Genomic DNA, 17371 nt, shown 5'->3' with positions numbered 1-17371 from the left:
TGAGGTCCTCTCGGGGGGATGGATGCCGGAATTCGGCAACTACAGAAGTTTATAGTCGCGGCCGGCGTTTTGATCACGGCCCGATCACAGTTTCTGCGCACGCGTGGTCGTCCGGTTCTGCGCACGCGTGGACGTCCGGGCACGCGAAATGGGCCGGGAGAGATTCCCGACCCATTTCACTCAGCTCAGGCTGGCTGGCCTGTCCCGCCTCGGCGAGGCAGGGAGCGACTCAGCGCAGTCGTGTCAGACGTACGACGGTGAGAAGTCGCCCTTGCGGCGGCGCATCGTGATCGTCACTGCGGCTCCACCGACGAGCAGGAGCAGGGCGCCTGCGGCGAGGCCGTCGAGTTCGGCACCGGTGCGGGGCAGTTCGCTGCCGCTGCCGCCGCCGGCGTTGTCACCGCCGCCGTTGCCGTGGTCACCGCCACCGCCGGCGTTCGCTCCGGCGGTGACCTTGAAGGAGTCCTTCATCGTGTCGTCGCCGCAGGTCGCGGTCACGGAGTATCCGCCGACGTACGCCGAGGCGTCCGACGAGGTGCCGAAGACGCTCACCGAGGCCTTGCCGTCCTTGTCCGCCTGGACGGTGCGATCGTAGGCGGTGATGCGCGAGTTGCCGTCCGCCATGACCATGAAGCGCACGTCCGAACCGGGCTTGCAGTCCTTGACGGAGAGCGTCACACCCTTCTTCTCGTTGATGAAGTCGTCGGCTTCGATCGACTTCGGTGAGACGGTGAGCGAGGCCTCGGCCGGGGCCTCGGGCTTCTCGTCGATGACGGTGATGTCGCCCTTGAGCGTGACCGACTCGGTGCCTTCGCGGTCGATGGTCACCGTGAACGGAACCTTGCCGGGCTCGAGGTTGTCCGGGTTGCCGTCGTACCACAGGTGGAGGACGTAGTCGCCGTCCTTCTCCGCAGTCTCGGTCTCACCGGTGAGGGAGTCGGTGATCTTGTCGCCGGCCTTGACACCGGAGACCGTGACGGAGACGCCCTTCTCCTTGGTCGCGAGGTCCTTCGCAGTGATCTCCTTGGGATCGACCTTGAGCGAGGCCTCGATCGGATCGACAGCGTCATCATCGACGACGGTGAATTCGCCGTTGAGCGTGACCGACTTCGTGCCCTCGCGGTCAATGGTCACCGTGAAGGGAATCTTGCCGGGTTCGACGTCGTCCGCGCTGCCTTCCCGATACACCCTGAACGAGAAGTCCCCGTCCGCGTCGACCTCCCTCTTCTCGCCCGTGAGGGAGTCGGTCACAATGTCGCCTGCCTGCACGCCGGAGACCGTCACCTCAATGCCCTTGGTGTTGTCGACGAGATCGTCAGGGGTGATCTCCGTCGGATCGACCTTGAGCGTGGCCTCGATCGGGTCAACCTCGTCTCGTCGACAATGGTCACATTGCCTTCGACGGTCACAGGCTCGGCATCTCCGCGGGTCACGTAGGCGTAGACCGGAACCTCGTCGCCTGGCTTGAAGTCGTTCGGATCGCCGGAGAAGTAGGCGGTGTAAGTGTAGTCTCCGTCGGCGGAGACCACTTTGTCGCCCTTGAGGAACGAACCGGAGACGACGTCATCCTTCTTGAGATTCGTCAGCGTGATTGTCAGACCCTTGGACTCGTCCGTGAGATCCTCAGCCGTGATCTGCTTCGGTTCGATCGTCATTGTGGACTGAACCGGGTCAGCCTGATCGGTCGCCTGCACCGTGACCGACTCCTGGAGCGTGGCGCTCGAGACGCCGGCGCGCTGCACCTTGACGGAGAACGACTTCGCACCGGACTTGAGGTCCTCGGCATCGCCGGCGTAGTAGACGCGGAGCGACTTCGAGCTGCCCGTTGCGGTCGCCGCCTGAGCCGTGAGGCCGGAGACGCTGAGCTTGTCGCCCTTCTCCAGGCCGGTGACGGTGACCGTCACGCCCTTCGAGGAATTCGCGAGGTCCTCGGCCGACACCTCGCCGGCGGAGACGCTGAGATCGGCGTTGATCTCCTCGGGCTTCTCCTCATCCTTCGGCTGCTCAGCGCCCTTGTCGCTGGGGGAAGGGCTGGGTGTCGACTTCGCGTCCTTGGCCGCTTCGTCCTTCGCAGCCTTGTCTTCAGCCGCCTTCTTGTCGGCGGCTTTCTTCTCAGCAGCCTTCTTATCGGCCGCCTCCTTCTCAGCCGCCTTCTTGTCCGCAGCTTTCTTCTCAGCCGCCTTCTTCTCCGCGGCTTTCTTTTCCGCGGCTTTCTTCTCTGCCGCTTTCTTCTCGGCGGCCTTCTTCTCAGCAGCCTTCTTCTCAGCCGCTTCCTTTTCGGCCTTCTCCTTCTCCGCCTGCTCCTTCTCGGCCTTCGTCGGAGCCGACTGGGTGGAGGGGGTTTCGGCCGCGGCGACAGGGGCGGCGACGAGTCCGGTGAACGCGAGGGCCACAGCCGGCGCGAGGATGAGCTTCTTCATTGGAGTGCCTTCTATCTGTGTGAGGGGGTGCACATCTGGAAGTCATCCTAGGTACAGGCAATTCTCAGAACTATTTTTGTACGTTTTGGTCGAGCGGAATTACGGTAACGCTTTGGTGAACACAAGGGTGCTTTCGCGACCTGTTCGTGACCTTGCCCCACCGGAGCGACGTTGTTCCTGGTCATAGGCCCCACCTCGGCGCCGGAATCCGGCCGTGCTCAGCGTCCCGGCCTCACACGGGCCACGCCTCGGCGCGGATCTCCCGGCGCTGCTCGGTCGTCGGCACGCGCACGGTGATAGCACCGGGGTCCACCGCCATCGCGAGATACCCGGTTGTGCCGAGGGGATCGCCGTCGAGCTGGACCTCGAGCGGATCCTTGGACTCGATGACGACGTTGTGGCACTTGCGGATGTCGGTGTGCAGGCCCTTCGTCGTCCGGCGTCCGATGATCGAGGCGACGACACCGACCCACTGGCCGAGGTTCTTCGGGCTGACGACGAGGACGTCGAGGAGCCCGTCGTCGATGATCGCCTCGGGCAGCAGCTGGATCCCGCCCTGGAGCTTGCCGCAGTTGCCGCCGATGACCGAGCGCACGCGCGCCGTCACCCGGTAGTCGTCGTCGTACGTGATCTTCACGTGGCTGGGGCGGCCGACGAGCGTGCGGGACCCGGCCTCGAGGTACGCCAGCCAGCCGAGTCGGCTCTTCGCGTTCGCCGTCGTCTTCGCCATCACCTCGGCGTCGAAGCCGAGCCCGGTCATCACCATGAAGACGAGCGTCGGCCCGCCCGGGCTGATCTGCGCGGTGCCGACGTCGACGGCGCGGTTGCGCCCCCACAGGGCGATCCGCAGCGCCCATTCGGGCTTGTCGAGGACGAGGTCGAGGTTGCGGGCGAGCAGGTTGCCCGTGCCCAGCGGGACGATCCCCATCGGCGTCGACGTGCCGGCCAGCGCCGAGGCGACCGCGCGGATGGTGCCGTCCCCACCGGCGGCGATGACGACGTCGACCCCTTCCTCGAGGGCGAGTCGCGCCAGTCCCTCCCCGGCGTCCTCGGGAGTGGTCTCGAGGATGAGCGGAGGGTTCCAGCCCTCGAAACGGCAGATCGCCTCGGCGGTCGACGCGATCCGCCCGGCGCTCGCCTTCGTCGGATTGACGATGAGGGCGGCGCGGTAGCGGTTGGGGGCGTACTCCTCGACTCCGTCGTCGTCGAGTTCGGGGCGCCGGGAGTAGCGGCGCAGCCGTTTGAGGATGCGGCGCGAGCCGATGCGATTGCCGAGGAGGAACGCACCGCAGACGATGACGACGAGACCGACGATGACGAGCCACATCATGGCGGGATCGAGGTCGAAGGTCATGGCACAAATCTACTCCGGGCCACCTGAGCGCGTGCCCAGTGGTCGAATATCGCAAACCCAGGTCGCCCCGTTAAGCTGAGGAGGTGATCGATCTAGCGCAGTTGAGAGACAACCCGGACCTGTTCAGAGCATCGCAGCGGGCTCGCGGAGCCTCCGTCGAACTCGTCGACGAGGTGCTCGCAGCCGACACCGCGCGGCGGGCGGCCATCACCGCGTTCGAAGACGCCCGCGCCGACCAGAAGTCCTTCTCCTCCCAGATCGCCAAGGCTCCCAAGGACGAGAAGCCCGCCCTCATCGCCGAGGGCAAGGAGAAGTCCGCCAAGGTCAAAGCCCTGCAGGCGGAGTCCGACGAGGCCGCATTCGCGTTCGACAGCCTCGCCTCGAAGCTGCCCAACCTCATCATCGACGGCATCCCCGCCGGTGGCGAGGAGAACTTCGTGACGCTCAAGACCGTCGGCCAGCCCCGTGACTTCGCCGCCGAGGGCTTCACCCCGCGCGACCACCTCGAGATCGGCGAGACGCTGGGCGCCATCGACACGACGCGCGGCACGAAGGTCTCGGGAGCGCGCTTCCACTACCTCACCGGGTTCGGCGCGAAGCTCGAGATGGCGCTGCTCAACCTCGCCCGCGACGTCGCCGAGGAGGCCGGGTTCAGTCCGACGATCACCCCGACCCTCGTCAAGCCCGAGGTGATGCGGGGCACGGGTTTCCTCGGCGAGCACGCCGACGAGGTCTACCGCCTCGAAGCCGACGACCTCTTCCTCGTCGGCACCTCCGAGGTGCCGCTGGCCGGCTACCACATGGACGAGATCATCGACCTCAGCGACGGACCGCTGCGGTACGCGGGCATCTCCTCGTGCTACCGCCGCGAGGCCGGGTCGTACGGCAAGGACACCCGCGGCATCATCCGCGTCCACCAGTTCCAGAAGGTCGAGATGTTCTCCTACGTCGCGATCGAGGACGCCGAGGCCGAGCACGCCCGCATGCTCGAACTCCAGGAGAAGATGCTCCAGCTGTGCGAGCTGCCCTACCGGGTCATCGACGTCGCCGCCGGCGACCTCGGGGACTCCGCGGCGCGGAAGTTCGACAACGAGGCCTGGGTCCCCACGCAGGAGACGTACCGCGAGCTGACCTCGACCTCGAACTGCACGACGTTCCAGGCCAGGCGCCTGCAGATCCGCGAACGCCATGACGGCGCGACCCGTCCGGTGGCGACGCTCAACGGCACGATGGCGAACACGCGCTGGCTCGTCGCCATCCTCGAGAACCATCAGCAGGCCGACGGCTCCGTCACGGTGCCCGTCGCCCTGCGCCCCTACCTCGGCGGCATGGTGGCCCAGGGACCGGAGGGTCCGCGATTCTGAGCAGCCCCACCGCCGGCCAAGGAGAAGCAGTGCCCGCACACCTCATCGCCCTCGACATCGACGGCACGATCATCGACTATGACGGGACGCTGTCGGAGGCGGTGAGGCAGGTTCTCATCGACCTCGCCGAGGCGGGGCACCACATCGTCATCTCGACCGGCCGTGCGTTGCCGGGAGCCCTCGAGATCGTCCGGGCGCTCGGACTCACCGAGGGCTTCGTCGTGTGCTCGAACGGCTCCGTCGTCGTCAAGCTCGACCCCGCGCTGCCGCGGGGCTGGGAGATGCACCACGTCGTCTCCTTCGACCCGCGGCCCGCGCTCGAGCGCATGCGCGCTGTGCTGCCGACGGCCCTCTTCCTCGTCGAGGACCCCGACCTGCACCGGTGGGCGTCCGGGGCGTTCCCGCCCGGGGAGCTCTCCGAATCCGACACCCTCGACATCGTCGGCTTCGACGAGCTGCTGACGAAGCAGGCCACCCGCATCGTCATGCGCGACGTCAACGGCACGGCGGAGGAGTTCGCCGAGGCGGTCGACCGGCTCGGGCTCCACGAAGTCAGCTATTCCGTGGGGTGGAGCAACTGGCTCGACATCGCCCCCGACGGGGTGTCGAAGGCCAGCGGGCTCGCGCTCGTCGAGTCGGAGCTCGGCATCGACCACGGTCTGACCGTCGCCGCCGGTGACGGCCTCAACGACCTCGAGATGATCGAATGGGCCGACCACTCGATCGTCATGGGCCAGGCGAAGGACGAGCTCAAGGTCCTCGGCAGCGTCGTCACCGACCCGGTCGAGGACGATGGGCTCGCCGTCGCCCTCGTCGATCACTTCGACCTCGACCCCGCGGTGCTCGACGTCGAAGGGTCCCGGTCCACCGGCCCGTAGCGCTCAGCACTCAGTCCTCAGTGCTCTTCGGGTCGCGGACACGGCGGACACGGAGGACACCGGGAGTGCTGAGCGTGATCGCCCTCAGCGGGAGGGGACGGCGTCGAGGGCCGCATTGAGGAAGTGCGCCACCCCGTCGTCATCGACCGGGTCCGTGACGGCGTCGGCGGTGTCCTTGACGACATCGAGCGCATTGCCCATCGCGACCCCCAGCCCCGCCCACGTGAGCATCTCGAGATCATTGGGCATGTCGCCGAACGCCATCACCCGGTCCCGACCGACGCCGAGGTGGTCGCACACCGATTCGAGCGTCTTCGCCTTCGTGATCCCGGCGGGGGCGAGTTCGACGAGGCCGTTGTCCGGGTCGGAGAACGAGGCGTGGCACGAGCGGGTGACGATCGGTCCGAGCAGGTCGTGGAGGGCCTCCGAGTCGGTCGTGCCGAGGCTGACGAGGATCTTCACGACGTCGGTGTCGGCGAGCTCCCCGAGGTCGCCGATGACGGTGGCCTCGTGCGGAGAGCGTGAGGCGAAGCCGTCCTGGACGTAGAGCCCGGTGAGCGTTTCGAACGCGAAGCGCGCCTCGGGGTGGGCGGCGCCGATGGCCGCGACGATCTCCTCGACCCCGGCCTGCTCGAGCGGGTGCGCATCGACGACGGTGTCCGTGGCGATGTCGTAGACGACGGCGCCGTTGAGGCAGACGACGCGACCGAGATCGGGGATCTGCTCGGCGATCGCGGCCAGCCAGCGGATCGGGCGCCCGGTGACGAGGACGAACGGGATCCCCATCCGCTGGCAGCGGTGGATCGCATCGATCGTCACCTGGGAGATCGGCTGCCAGTCGAGGAGCAGGGTGCCGTCGATGTCGCTGGCGACGAGCCCGAGGTCGAAGTCCGGCGGCGGTGAGGTGAGCGCGCTCATCGGGCGTCCGCCTCGGCGAGGATGCGCCTGACCTGAGCGAGCAGCTCGGCGGCATCGGTGATGTAGCGGTCGGCGGCGGTCGCCGTCGAGGTCAGCGTCGCGGTTCCCGCGCGCGCCATCGAGGCCGCGAGGACCGCCTCGGCGACCTTCGACGATGCCCGCGTGAGCAGTTCGGGGGTGTCCCCGACGACCCGGCGCACGGGGCCGGGGACGACCTGGCCGTCGACGGGGCAGTGCGTGTGCAGCCACGCGGTGATCTCGTCGATCTGCGTCGCCAGGTCGTTGAGGCGGTGGGTGCCGGCCATGATCGCATCCCGCGCCGAGGCGGCTGCCGGCTCGGGTGCTGTCGCGCCGGGCTCGTGCGTGGGCTGGCTGGCGGCTGCCGGCTCGGTCGGGGCCGAGCCCTCACCTGCGGCGTCAGTCGGGGCGGCGGTGTGGATCGCGAGGGCCGTCGTGTAGTAGCGGTCGACGGCGCGGAGGAACCGGTCGTGGTTGTGGCGCCACAGTCCCGTGCCGAACTGTTCGTCGGGGCCGTCAGCGCGCCGCCTGCGGAACGAGAAGAGCTTCTTCACAGATAGTTGCCGGTCCTGCGTTTGTCATCGGTGCCCTCGGCCGCGGACCCAGCCTGCGCGCCCGGGGGCACGAGCCCGCCGGGTGGGGGAGTCTCCTGCTTCGCCATCGCCTGCTGGGCCATGATCGCCGTCTGGATGCCGTGGAAGAGGCCTTCGAGCCAGCCGACGAGCTGCGATTGGGCGATGCGCAGCTCGGAGGTCGACGGGGGTTCGTCGGTGGAGTCGAACGGGAGGTCGAGGCGGCCGAGCTCGGCGACGAGTTCGGCGGAGAGGCCGTCCTCGAGTTCGGCGATCGCCCGACGGTGGATCTCTGCGAGCCGCTGTCGACCCTTCTCGTCGAGGTCGGCGCTGCGGACCTCCTCGAGCAGCTGCTTGACCATCGTGCCGATGCGCATCACCTTGCCCGGGGAGGCGATGTCGCCTTCCTCGGCGGCCTCGGCCTCGGAGTCGGCCTCGGTCTCGGGGTCGGCATCGGGCTCAGACCCGGTCGCGGATGCGGGTGCCGGTTCGGCCGTGCGCGTGTCACCGGTGCGCGCCGCGGTCGCGGGGTCCGGATGCGAGGCGGCATCGGTGAGCGTCTCGCCGCGGGCGAGACCGGCCTGGTCCGCTTCGGAGTCGGCCGTCACCGGCACCCCGGCGCGGTCTGCGGAACTGCCGGTCGCCTCGGTGCCGGTGTTCTGCTGGGCTCCCTGCTGGGCCTGTGCGCCCTGCTCATCGGACTGGACATTCTGCGGGCCGTCCTGGGCTCTCTGCGGATCAGCGGCACCGGGCGCGGTGGGCGTGGCGTCTGCGGTCATGAGCGCGCTCCTTCGTCCTGGGCTGAGTCATCGTGTGCTGAGTCATCGTCGTCGACGCGGAGGAGCACCTTGCCGATGGTCTTTCCGTCCTCGAGGATGCGGTGCGCCTTCGCGGCGTCCGCGAGCGGCACCGTCGTGTCGATGATCGGGCGGATGTCGCCGGAGATCACCGCCGGCCACAGCTGTTCGCCGACGTCGGAGATGATCTCCGCCTTCTGCGCCGGCGGGCGGGCGCGCAGGGTCGTCGCGGTGATCGTCTTGCGTCCCTGCATGAGCGTGCTGAGGTCGAGTTCGGCGGTCGTGCCGCCCTGCATGCCGATGACGACGAGGCGGCCGTCGGTGGCGAGTGCGGCGATATTGCGCTCGAGGTATTTGGCTCCGATGATGTCGAGGATGACATCGGCGCCGGTCGCCCCGTCCGGGTGGGTGCAGATCTCGTGGACGCGGGCGACGAAGTCCTCTTCGCGGTAGTTGATGACGGCGTCGGCGCCGAGTTCGCGGCAGAACTCCGCCTTCTCCGCGGAGCCGACGGTGACGACGATCTTCACCCCGAGGAGGTTCGCGACCTGGATCGCGGCGGTGCCGATTCCCGATCCGCCGCCGTGGACGAGCAGCCATTCGCCGATGCGGACGCGACCGCGGCCGACGACGTTCGAGTAGACGGTCGCGAGCACCTCGGGCAGGGCAGCGGCAGCGGTGAGGTCGAAGGTGTCGGGCACTGCGAGGAGCTGACCGGCGGGCACGGCGACCTCCTCGGCGTAGCCGCCGCCGGAGAGCAGAGCGGCGACGCGATCGCCGACGCTCCAGTTCTTCACATCGGCGCCGAGCCCCACGATCGTGCCCGAGACCTCGAGGCCGGGGATCTCCGTGGCACCCGGCGGCGGGTTGTAGAAGCCCTGCCGCTGCAGGAGGTCGGCGCGATTCACTCCGGCGGCGTGGACTCTGACGAGGACCTCGTCCGGCCCGATCTCAGGGGTGGGGACGTCGGTGAGCTGCAGTGCCTCGGGATCTCCGGGGGTGGGAATCGTGATAGCGCGCATGTGACCACTGTAGACCGTGGGGCAGTGGCCGGCAGGAGTGCTCGGCGGTGAATCCGATCCGAAACCGGTGAGCGGTCACGACCGATGCTTCGCGTTGAACCGGGCCTTCTTCTCCCGGTTGCCGCACGTGTTCATGTCGCACCAGCGCCGGGAGCGGCTGCGGCTGGTGTCGAAGAACGCCGCGCGGCACGTCGGTGAGGCGCACAGGGCGAGGCGTCCGTCGCGCGTGCCGGCGATGATGTCGATCGCGTCGGCGGCGATGACGCTGAGCGCATCGGCGACAGCGGCGGGGCTGCTCAGCTGCCACCGGCGCTCGCCGTCGCCGGTGAGCACGGGTGCCGCCCACCCCTGCCGGCTGGCCTCGTTGATGATGTCGAGCGCCGAGGCGGGCAGCGGCTCACCGAGTGCTGCTGCGGTGGCCGCGTGGTGGATGGCCTCACGCAGCTGCTGGGCGAGGGCGAGTTCGCTCTCCGTGCACCCGGCGACGTCGAGGCCGACGACCGCCAGCCAGTCGACGAGTCGTGCCGGAGTGGGGATCCGCTCACGGCGTTCGCCCTGCCGTTCGGTGAGCGTCCCCGTGAAACTCGTCGCGAGCACCGTGCCGAACCGGAACTCCGGAAATGCATCACCCATGGACTCACCTTAAACGCCGTCGACCCGTACGCGGGACCCTTGTGCGGGGCCGGTGTCCGATGGTAGAACCGTCATAGCTGGTTCATCAACTGTCGTCGCCGTCCCCTGCCGGCGCGGTCGACGTCCGGTGACAGAGAGTTCGACGTCTCGGAGCACGAGGCGAGCATCCGGTCGAGGAGGACCCATGCCACTGCACGACAGCGCCATCCGCCCGTTCCACAGCTCCGTGCCGGAGGCGGAGCTGCGTGACCTCAGTACCCGGCTGGCCGCGACCCGGTGGCCCGAACCCGAGCCTCTGCCGCCGACCGCGGTCGGAGCCGAGCGTTGGCGGCAGGGGGTTCCGCTCGCCGACCTCGTCGCGCTCGCCGAGGTCTGGGCCGCCGACTACGACTGGCGGGCGTTCGAGACCCGCCTGGACGCGATCGGGCAGTTCCGCACGACGATCGACGGCCTCGGCATCCACTTCCTTCACCGCCGGTCCTCCCGGCCGGATGCCGTGCCGCTCATCATGACCCACGGATGGCCCGGCAGCATCGCCGAGTTCATCGACGTCGTCGATGAGATCGCCGACCCGGCGGATCCCGAGGCTCCCGTATTCCATGTCGTCATCCCCTCCCTGCCCGGCTTCGGCTTCAGCGACCGGCCGGCGGAGACGGGCTGGGGCACGGAGAGGACCGCGGCGGCGTGGGTCGAGCTCATGTCCCGGCTCGGCTACGACCGCTTCCTCGCCCACGGCGGCGACTGGGGCGGTGTGATCACGACGATCCTCGGCGGCCGGTTCCCGGACCATGTCCTCGGCATCCATTCGACGTTCGCCGAGGCGCCTCCCGGGTTGGATCCGGACTCCCTCACCGCCGCAGAGCGGGCATGGGTCGATGACCACCGCGACTTCTGGCAGAACCGCGCCGGGTATGCGAAAGCGCAGGCATGGAGTCCGCAGACGGTCGGGTACGCCCTCGTCGACTCCCCGGTCGGGCAGATGGCGTGGATCCTCGACAAGTTCGCCGAATGGTCGGACACCGACAACGGTCCGTTCGAGACGATGTCGCGGGACCGTGTGCTCGACAACATCACCCTCTACTGGCTGACGGGCACCGGCGCCTCAGCGGCCCGCATCTACGCCGAGAGCCACAACTCCCTCGATCCGGCTCTGCGGATCGACGTGCCGGCGGCGATCACGATGTACCCGGCCGACGTCTCGTCGAAGTGTCCCAGGCCTTGGGCCGAGCAGCGCTACCGGCGGATCGTGCGCTGGCGCGAACCCGTGCGCGGAGGGCACTTCCCGTCGCTCGAGATGCCCGAGCACTTCGTCGACGACCTGCGGGCGGGGCTCGCCGCGGTGCTCGCCGCCAACCGGTGAACGGCTGGCCGCGCGCGCTCGCAGCGCGCACGGCCACGGACGACCACCTCGGCGAGGGGAAGGCCGATGACCTACGCGAAGAGCCGGAACATCGGGGAGTTCTGGTGCACGCGTTCGATCTCGATCTGGGAGGACTCCATGCGCTCGAGGAGGTTGGGCAGGTCCTCCGCGGCGCCGAGCTGGATGCCGACGAACGCCGGCCCGGTCTCGCGGTCGGAGCGCTTGACGTACTCGAACATCGCGATGTCGTCGTCGGGGCCGAGGATCTCGTTGAGGAAGCGGCGCAGGGCGCCGGGCTCCTGCGGGAAGTCGACGATGAAGTAGTGCTTGAGGCCCTCGTGGACGAGGGAGCGCTCGAGGATCTCCGGGTAGCGGGAGATGTCGTTGTTGCCGCCGGAGACGAGGCAGACGACACTCGACCCGGGTTCGACGATGACGGGTTTGCCGCTGCCGGCCGTCCCGATCGCCGCCGAGGCCAGCGCCCCGGAGGGTTCGGCGATGATGCCGTCGACCTGGTACATCGCGAGCATCTCCGTGGCCACCGCCCCCTCGTGGACGGGGCGGACATCGACGCCGAGGTCGGAGATGATCTCGTAGGTGATGTTGCCGGCGCGCTTGACCGCGGTGCCGTCGGCGAACCGGTCGATGTTCTCCAGCGTCACCGGGTGGCCGGCCTTGAGCGCGGCGATCATCGAGGCGGCGCCTGACGGCTCGGCGCCGATGACCCTGGTGTTCGGCATGTGCTCGGCCGCGTAGGCGGCGATGCCGGCGAGGACCCCGCCGCCGCCGACGGGCACGATGATGTAATCGGGGTGCGGGTCGAGCTGCTCGGCGATCTCGACGGCGACGGTGCCCTGCCCGGCGATCGTGCGCGGGTCGTCGAACGCGGAGACGAGGAGGGCCGCGTTCCGGTCGGCGAAGCGGTGCGCGAGCGCCGAGGCGTCGTCGTACGTCGACCCGGAGATCTCGATCGTCACCCGGTCACCGCCGAAGTGGCGGATGCGGTCGACCTTCTGCCGCGGCGTCGTCTTCGGGACGAAGATCGTGCCCTGGATGCCCAGCTGCCGGCACGCGAGTGCGAAGCCCTGCGCATGATTGCCCGCCGAGGCGCAGACGACGCCGCGGGCGCGCTCCTCGTCGTCGAGCTGGAGCATGAAGTTGAAGGCGCCGCGGATCTTGTACGAGCGCACCGGCTGGAGGTCTTCGCGCTTGAGGTAGACGGTGGCACCGGTCGCGGCGGACAGCCGCTCCGAAATCTGGAGCGGTGACGTGATCACGGAGTCGGCAATTCGCGCAGCGGCCGCATCGACCTCGTGCGCGAGTGATTGCTTCTGGGGTGATTCGTCTTGTTTCAACACTCCTCCATTGTGCGCCCTGTGTCTTGCTATTCGGCAAACCGTCCCGCATCGCAAACGCGCTGTCCGCCTGTCGCGCCTCTCTTCGGGGCCCTGGGACCCCGCTGACTTCAGGGTTTTCGGGTGCGCCCTCGGTCGCAGGAGGCCGATATCGTGGTTGGATGGTAGATGCCCGTAATCCCTTCAAGGAGGCGACATGGCCATCAGCAGTGAGCTGGAACAACTGTTAGCCAGCTGGATTCCCCGGCAGTCGTGGTTCCCGAAGCTCGCCGCTGACTTCGGCACCGACCCCGACATCACGCCGATGTCGGTCGCTCGCGCCTTCACCTTCACCGCCGAGGAGCTCGGCGGATTCTCCGGCCTCGTCACCGTGATCTCCGTCGGCGACGGCCCCACCCTGCGCCGCCTCAACATCCCCCTCTCCCTGCGCGGGGCCGAGGACATCCACCTCCGCCACGCCCTCATCGGCACCGTCGACGACCTCGCCCTCGGCCGCGTCTTCGTCTACGACGGCGCCGCCGACCCCGTGTTCGTCAATCTCCTCGCCGACGCGATCACCAAGCGCAAGGTCTTCGACGGCGGCCAGCTGAGCACCGAATCCCTCCGGCACAGCCGTGAGCGGGGGAGCCTGCCGACCGCGGGACGGACCGGGTCGACGTCGGGGTCGGCCACCTCGGCGAATGCAGGAGCATCGACGGCCGATTCCGGCGCCGAGGCGGTCCCCCCGAAGCCGGAAACGGCACCCCCGCTCACCGAGGTCAAGGACGAGATCGACGTCGAGATCCGCCCGATCGAGGTCGCCGACTCGGGGGCGAACAAGTCGACCGTCGTCATCCACGACGCCTACGAGCCGATCGAGCTGAGCTTCTTCCGCGTGCTCGAGAACGGGATGCCGTCATCGCTGACGATCCCCGTGCTGCTGACGGAAGCGGGATCGCGCAGCGTGCCGGAGGTCATCGGCTGGAGTTCGGGTCGCTGGTACGACATGTTCGAGGTCACGGAGATGGAGGCGCCGATGGCGCTGCTCTCCCGCGCCGACGTCGAGGCCGAGCCCGCGTGGCGCGAAGCCGTCGACATCGTGTGCGCCGTCGATTCGGGATCGATCGGCGGGTACAACGCGCAGGCCGCGGAGATGGGCCGGCGGATCGGCGAACTCCATGCCGACATGGCCGCCGAGTTCGGCATCGTCGAGGGCCGGGGTGCGCCGACGAAGGAGTTCGTCGACAAGTGGGTCGAGCGCATCGACTGGGCACTCGGCCGGGCACCGCTGGCGCTCGATGCGCTCGTGCCCGAGCTCAAGCAGCACAAGGCCAAGTTGCGCTCGCTCGACACGATCGGGCAGCTGCAGAAGATCCACGGTGAGCTCACGCTCGACCATGTCGTCAGCTCGCCGAGCGATGGCTACGCGGTCGTCAAGTTCAGCGATGCGTCGAACTCGGAGCCCAGGCCGGTCGCCCTCGACCTCGTCGCCCTGCTTCGCAGCGTCGACTACGCCGCCGGGTTCGCGCGGCTCCAGCGCACGGATGCGCTGAACGCCGAGGACGGCAGCCTCGTCGTCAACGGCTTCGGCGACAAGCCCGCAGCGCTGCGGGCGATCTACGATTCGCCGGAGTACCTGTGGGCCTCGCAGGTGCAGAACTCGCTGCTCAGCGGGTACTCGCGGGCGCGCGGTGAGAGCATCGGCCTCAGCGATCCGGTGCTGCGCGCGGCCCTCATCGACAGGCTCCTCGTCGAGACCGTCACCGAACTGCGCAACCGCCCGAACTGGCTGTCGGTGCCGTTGGCGACCCTCACGCTCATCCTCAAGGGCAAGCCCGCCCGCGGTGCCGGCGACCCCACCGAGGCGGAGCTCAGTGTGCCCGCGAGCGGCGCGAGTGCCGGTGATGGTGGCGCGGGTGGTGCCGCGAGCGAGAGCGGCGATGGCGGTGCAGGCGCTGTAGGTGCAGACACAGCGACGTCTGCTGGCTCGGCTGATGTTGCTGACGCAGTCGGTGACACCGAGACCGACGCCGATGAACGATCGGCCTCGCCCGAATCGGCTGCCGATCGGTCCGAGACGACGGATGACACGGAGGCCGACGACGCTGAGCTGCGTGATGACGTTGCACAGGGTGACAACGCTGCACCGCGTGACGACGCCGAGGTGCGTGATGGTGCAGCCCGCGATGACGAACGCTCCTCGGGATCCGGTGCGGCCTTCGTCGCCGGTGCCGCAGGAGTCGTCGGGGCGGCCGGCATCGCCGGCGCAACGGCAGCCTCCTCGGAGGAATCCGCTGCTGAGCGCTCCGGCTCTGACGGGCCCGACACCGAGCGCACGGATGAGGCTGCGACCGCCTCGGCGAGCTCCGAGTCCGCGACCACGACCTCACGAGATGTCGGGCTTCATGACACCCCGGTCGACGCCGTGTCGGCGGAGGCAGTGTCGACCACAGACGAATCGATCGCCGATATGGTCGCCGACGGCGGAGGCTTCACCGAGCCGAGCGTCGAGGCACCCACCGACGCCCAGGCCGGCGGCGAGCGCTCCGGCGGCCGCACCTCCGACCCTGACCCCGCGGATGATGCGTCTGCAGACGAGGCGGTGACCACCTCGGTGCGCGGAACCACGGTGACGCGGACGCTCTTCATCCAGCACGAGTCGACCAAGGGCGGACCCGCCGGACCGGATCTGACCACCGAGGGCTCGTACGTCGACGGAGTGACCACCGAGGCGGTCGAACCGGTCGACGAACGCGTGCCCGAGGTCGACCCCATCGTCAGCGAAATGGCGTCCGGGGACTCGAGCGTCAATGGTCTCGTCGAGGCCGACGTCGAAGCGATCGACGAGCCGGCAGATTCGGACGAAACGCGGCCTGTCGCTGAGTCCGAAACGACGACCGACACCGAGTCCGACACCGAGTTCGAATCGCGGCCTGCCTCTGAGTCCGAATCGAGCGTCGACGCCGATGCCCCGCCGCTGGCCGAAGAGCCGCCGGTCGAGCGGACCGCGCCGATGCCGGACGCGCCGCCGCTGCCGCCCGAACCGCCGGAGTACGCCCCGGACATGCTGCCCGACGCACCACGCGTGGCCGAAGACGAGACTGCGTCAGCGGTGCCTGCCGCCGACGAGCCGGTCGCCGGCAGCGCAGACTCTGCCGACCGTATCGACGGTGCTGACAGCGTGGACAGCGCCGACAGTGTTCCGGCTCCGGCCCGTGACACCGACACCGCTGACGGGGTCGCCGACTCCGCTGACGCGGGTGCCGCGTCGGAGGACTCCGGTGTCGCCGAAGCCCCGATTCGGCCCGCGCAGCGCCTTGGCCGTCCGGCGCCCGGCGGTGTGACCACCGACGAGGACGAGTTCGACGAAGAGGAAGAGTCCGAGTTCGTCGTCTCCCGTGTTCCGGCGACGTTCGCTGCCCGCGGTGCCACCTCGGCGGATGCGGATTCGACCGGCCGCGCCCCGGCCGAGCGGCACAAGCACGATGGGGGACCGGCACGTGAGGTGCCCGGGGAGAAGAAGCCGAAGAACGGCAAGAACAAGCACTGATCGGCTTCGATCGCAGGACCCTACCGATCACGGTGCGGTGCCGACCGCCTGCGAGCTTCGGCGATTGGCAGTTGTTCGCGCGACTGTGAGAAACTGTTCTGGCTCAGCTCCGCGCTGAGCAGGCCGGGTTGACCACTGGAAGCGTGTCCGAGCGGCCGAAGGAGACGGTCTTGAAAACCGTTGTGCGGCAACCCCGTACCGTGGGTTCGAATCCCACCGCTTCCGCTGATGTGATGTCTCAGTACATCGGAAACACCCCGAACCCACGGTTCGGGGTGTTTTTCATTGCCTCTGGTACCGGCGTGTGGGGTCCAAGGTGAAGTCCTTGAGGATCTCCCCGGTGCGTTGGTCCACGACAATGATGTGTCGGTCTTTGACGATGAGGACCACGCGGGTTCGGGCGTGGGTTCGTCCCACGCCGATTGAGTACATTCTCGAGTCATAGCGCAACGAGACCTTGCCCTGCCGATCGATCCTGTCGACACGGAAGCGAGGCGTGTCCTCGGGCAGTGGGGACGGGGAGTCCTTGGGCGCGCTGATGTAGGCGGCCCAGGGGGTGGTCTTCTTCGCTGAGTGGATCCGTTGGGTGTTGTACACCGTCTGGAAGTCCGTGAGGGCCGTGTTGAGTTCGGACAGGGACTGTGGTGCGGGTCGGGCGTCGAGCCATTTCTTCATCGTCTGCTGGAAGCGTTCGACTTTGCCCTGGGTTTGCGGGTGGTCGCCGCGTCCGTTGCGTTGGGCGATGTCGTGGGTGCGCAGCAGTTTCTCGAACCGGTTGACCCCGCCGCGGAACCTGGCCGTGTAGATCAGGCCGTTATCGGTCAGGGTCGCGGCCGGCCAGCCGTGCTGTTTGGCGGTGGCGGTGAAGGTCGACACGACGGTGTTGACGGTCGTGGTTGCGTGGGCGCTGATGTGCAGTGCGGTGCGGGAGTGATCGTCGAGCCAGGTGATGATGTCGACACTGTCGCCGTTGAGCAGGCGGTAGTGGGTGACGTCGGATTGCCAGCAACCGTTGGGCAGGTCCGCTTCGAAGCAGGTGAGAGCGGTTTTGGGTTTCTTCTTCGGTTGTGCGGTGACGAGTCCTTCGCGGGTGAGGATGCGGGCGATCGTGGCCCGTGAGGGGATGGTGTCGACGGTGGGGGTGGCCATGA

At 68.4% G+C, this 17371-nt stretch carries 14 protein-coding genes and 1 tRNA gene; 5 read left to right on the top strand and 10 right to left on the bottom strand.

Annotated features, from left to right (window positions below):
- Nucleotides 1–243: 243 nt before the first annotated feature.
- From AC2W7K_RS14880 to AC2W7K_RS14870, 3 genes are all read right to left on the bottom strand, one after another.
- Nucleotides 244–1251 (bottom strand): hypothetical protein, encoded by a 1008-nt coding sequence (locus AC2W7K_RS14880; RefSeq protein WP_486006341.1) that lies wholly within the window; start codon nt 1249–1251, stop codon nt 244–246.
- 29 nt (nt 1252–1280) lie between these two features.
- Nucleotides 1281–2420 carry a hypothetical protein gene (locus tag AC2W7K_RS14875; protein WP_486006340.1) on the bottom strand — a complete coding sequence of 380 codons (1140 nt, stop codon included), beginning with the start codon at nt 2418–2420 and terminating at the stop codon, nt 1281–1283.
- Between the two features lie 232 nt (nt 2421–2652).
- Nucleotides 2653–3774, bottom strand: a complete 1122-nt coding sequence (locus AC2W7K_RS14870) for a diacylglycerol/lipid kinase family protein (protein WP_376871663.1) — start codon at nt 3772–3774, stop codon at nt 2653–2655.
- A gap of 83 nt (nt 3775–3857) precedes the next feature.
- Between AC2W7K_RS14870 and serS the strand changes: the two genes are divergently transcribed.
- Together serS and AC2W7K_RS14860 are read left to right on the top strand one after the other, a co-directional pair.
- Nucleotides 3858–5138, top strand: a complete 1281-nt coding sequence (gene serS / locus AC2W7K_RS14865) for a serine--tRNA ligase (RefSeq protein ID WP_198499754.1) — start codon at nt 3858–3860, stop codon at nt 5136–5138.
- Between the two features lie 29 nt (nt 5139–5167).
- Nucleotides 5168–6016 (top strand): HAD family hydrolase, encoded by an 849-nt coding sequence (locus AC2W7K_RS14860; protein ID WP_376871660.1) that lies wholly within the window; start codon nt 5168–5170, stop codon nt 6014–6016.
- Between the two features lie 84 nt (nt 6017–6100).
- Here the strand turns inward: AC2W7K_RS14860 and AC2W7K_RS14855 are convergent, their stop codons facing one another.
- From AC2W7K_RS14855 to AC2W7K_RS14835, 5 genes are all read right to left on the bottom strand, one after another.
- A complete protein-coding gene (locus AC2W7K_RS14855; protein WP_198499752.1) occupies nt 6101–6934 on the bottom strand; it encodes a Cof-type HAD-IIB family hydrolase in 834 nt (277 codons plus the stop codon).
- Nucleotides 6931–7506: a hypothetical protein gene (locus AC2W7K_RS14850; RefSeq protein WP_376904027.1), complete on the bottom strand. Its 576-nt coding sequence runs from the start codon at nt 7504–7506 to the stop codon at nt 6931–6933. Before AC2W7K_RS14850 ends, AC2W7K_RS14855 begins: the two co-directional genes overlap by 4 nt.
- Nucleotides 7503–8303, bottom strand: a complete 801-nt coding sequence (locus AC2W7K_RS14845; RefSeq protein ID WP_376871654.1) for a proteasome activator — start codon at nt 8301–8303, stop codon at nt 7503–7505. Before AC2W7K_RS14845 ends, AC2W7K_RS14850 begins: the two co-directional genes overlap by 4 nt.
- Nucleotides 8300–9343 (bottom strand): NAD(P)H-quinone oxidoreductase, encoded by a 1044-nt coding sequence (locus AC2W7K_RS14840; RefSeq protein WP_376871651.1) that lies wholly within the window; start codon nt 9341–9343, stop codon nt 8300–8302. The genes AC2W7K_RS14845 and AC2W7K_RS14840 overlap by 4 nt, the downstream gene beginning before the upstream one ends.
- Before the next feature lie 75 nt (nt 9344–9418).
- Entirely contained in the window at nt 9419–9976 is a 558-nt protein-coding gene (locus tag AC2W7K_RS14835) for a CGNR zinc finger domain-containing protein (protein ID WP_376871648.1), read from the bottom strand.
- Nucleotides 9977–10160: 184 nt separating this feature from the next.
- Here AC2W7K_RS14835 and AC2W7K_RS14830 point away from each other — a divergent pair, with 184 nt between their 5' ends.
- Nucleotides 10161–11336, top strand: coding sequence for an epoxide hydrolase family protein (locus tag AC2W7K_RS14830; RefSeq protein ID WP_344251601.1), 1176 nt, complete (start codon nt 10161–10163; stop codon nt 11334–11336).
- Between the two features lie 71 nt (nt 11337–11407).
- Here AC2W7K_RS14830 and ilvA read toward each other — a convergent pair whose 3' ends face one another.
- Nucleotides 11408–12691: a threonine ammonia-lyase IlvA gene (gene ilvA, locus AC2W7K_RS14825; RefSeq protein WP_198500802.1), complete on the bottom strand. Its 1284-nt coding sequence runs from the start codon at nt 12689–12691 to the stop codon at nt 11408–11410.
- Between the two features lie 196 nt (nt 12692–12887).
- Between ilvA and AC2W7K_RS14820 the strand changes: the two genes are divergently transcribed.
- Both AC2W7K_RS14820 and AC2W7K_RS14815 read left to right on the top strand, forming a co-directional pair.
- Nucleotides 12888–16220, top strand: a complete 3333-nt coding sequence (locus AC2W7K_RS14820; protein WP_198499746.1) for a maltokinase N-terminal cap-like domain-containing protein — start codon at nt 12888–12890, stop codon at nt 16218–16220.
- 137 nt (nt 16221–16357) lie between these two features.
- Nucleotides 16358–16445: transfer RNA gene (locus tag AC2W7K_RS14815), tRNA-Ser, on the top strand.
- Between the two features lie 57 nt (nt 16446–16502).
- Here the strand turns inward: AC2W7K_RS14815 and AC2W7K_RS14810 are convergent.
- Complete coding sequence (locus AC2W7K_RS14810; RefSeq protein ID WP_376870296.1) at nt 16503–17369, bottom strand: DDE-type integrase/transposase/recombinase; 867 nt, start codon at nt 17367–17369, stop codon at nt 16503–16505.
- Between the last annotated feature and the right edge of the window lie 2 nt (nt 17370–17371).

The organism is Brevibacterium sp. LAARM2_SD2, assembly GCF_057364785.1.
Note: the sequence above shows the minus strand (reverse complement) of the source record. Positions and strands in the feature narration are given on the sequence as shown.

What these genes read in the sequence shown, in the direction of transcription:
- AC2W7K_RS14875 (WP_486006340.1), bottom strand. Translation starts at nt 2,420, where the DNA reads ATGAAGAAGCTCATCCTCGCGCCGGCTGTGGCCCTCGCGTTCACCGGA.
- AC2W7K_RS14870 (WP_376871663.1), bottom strand. Translation starts at nt 3,774, where the DNA reads ATGACCTTCGACCTCGATCCCGCCATGATGTGGCTCGTCATCGTCGGT.
- AC2W7K_RS14855 (WP_198499752.1), bottom strand. Translation starts at nt 6,934, where the DNA reads ATGAGCGCGCTCACCTCACCGCCGCCGGACTTCGACCTCGGGCTCGTC.
- AC2W7K_RS14845 (WP_376871654.1), bottom strand. Translation starts at nt 8,303, where the DNA reads ATGACCGCAGACGCCACGCCCACCGCGCCCGGTGCCGCTGATCCGCAG.
- AC2W7K_RS14840 (WP_376871651.1), bottom strand. Translation starts at nt 9,343, where the DNA reads ATGCGCGCTATCACGATTCCCACCCCCGGAGATCCCGAGGCACTGCAG.
- AC2W7K_RS14835 (WP_376871648.1), bottom strand. Translation starts at nt 9,976, where the DNA reads ATGGGTGATGCATTTCCGGAGTTCCGGTTCGGCACGGTGCTCGCGACG.
- AC2W7K_RS14830 (WP_344251601.1), top strand. Translation starts at nt 10,161, where the DNA reads ATGCCACTGCACGACAGCGCCATCCGCCCGTTCCACAGCTCCGTGCCG.
- AC2W7K_RS14820 (WP_198499746.1), top strand. Translation starts at nt 12,888, where the DNA reads ATGGCCATCAGCAGTGAGCTGGAACAACTGTTAGCCAGCTGGATTCCC.
- AC2W7K_RS14810 (WP_376870296.1), bottom strand. Translation starts at nt 17,369, where the DNA reads ATGGCCACCCCCACCGTCGACACCATCCCCTCACGGGCCACGATCGCC.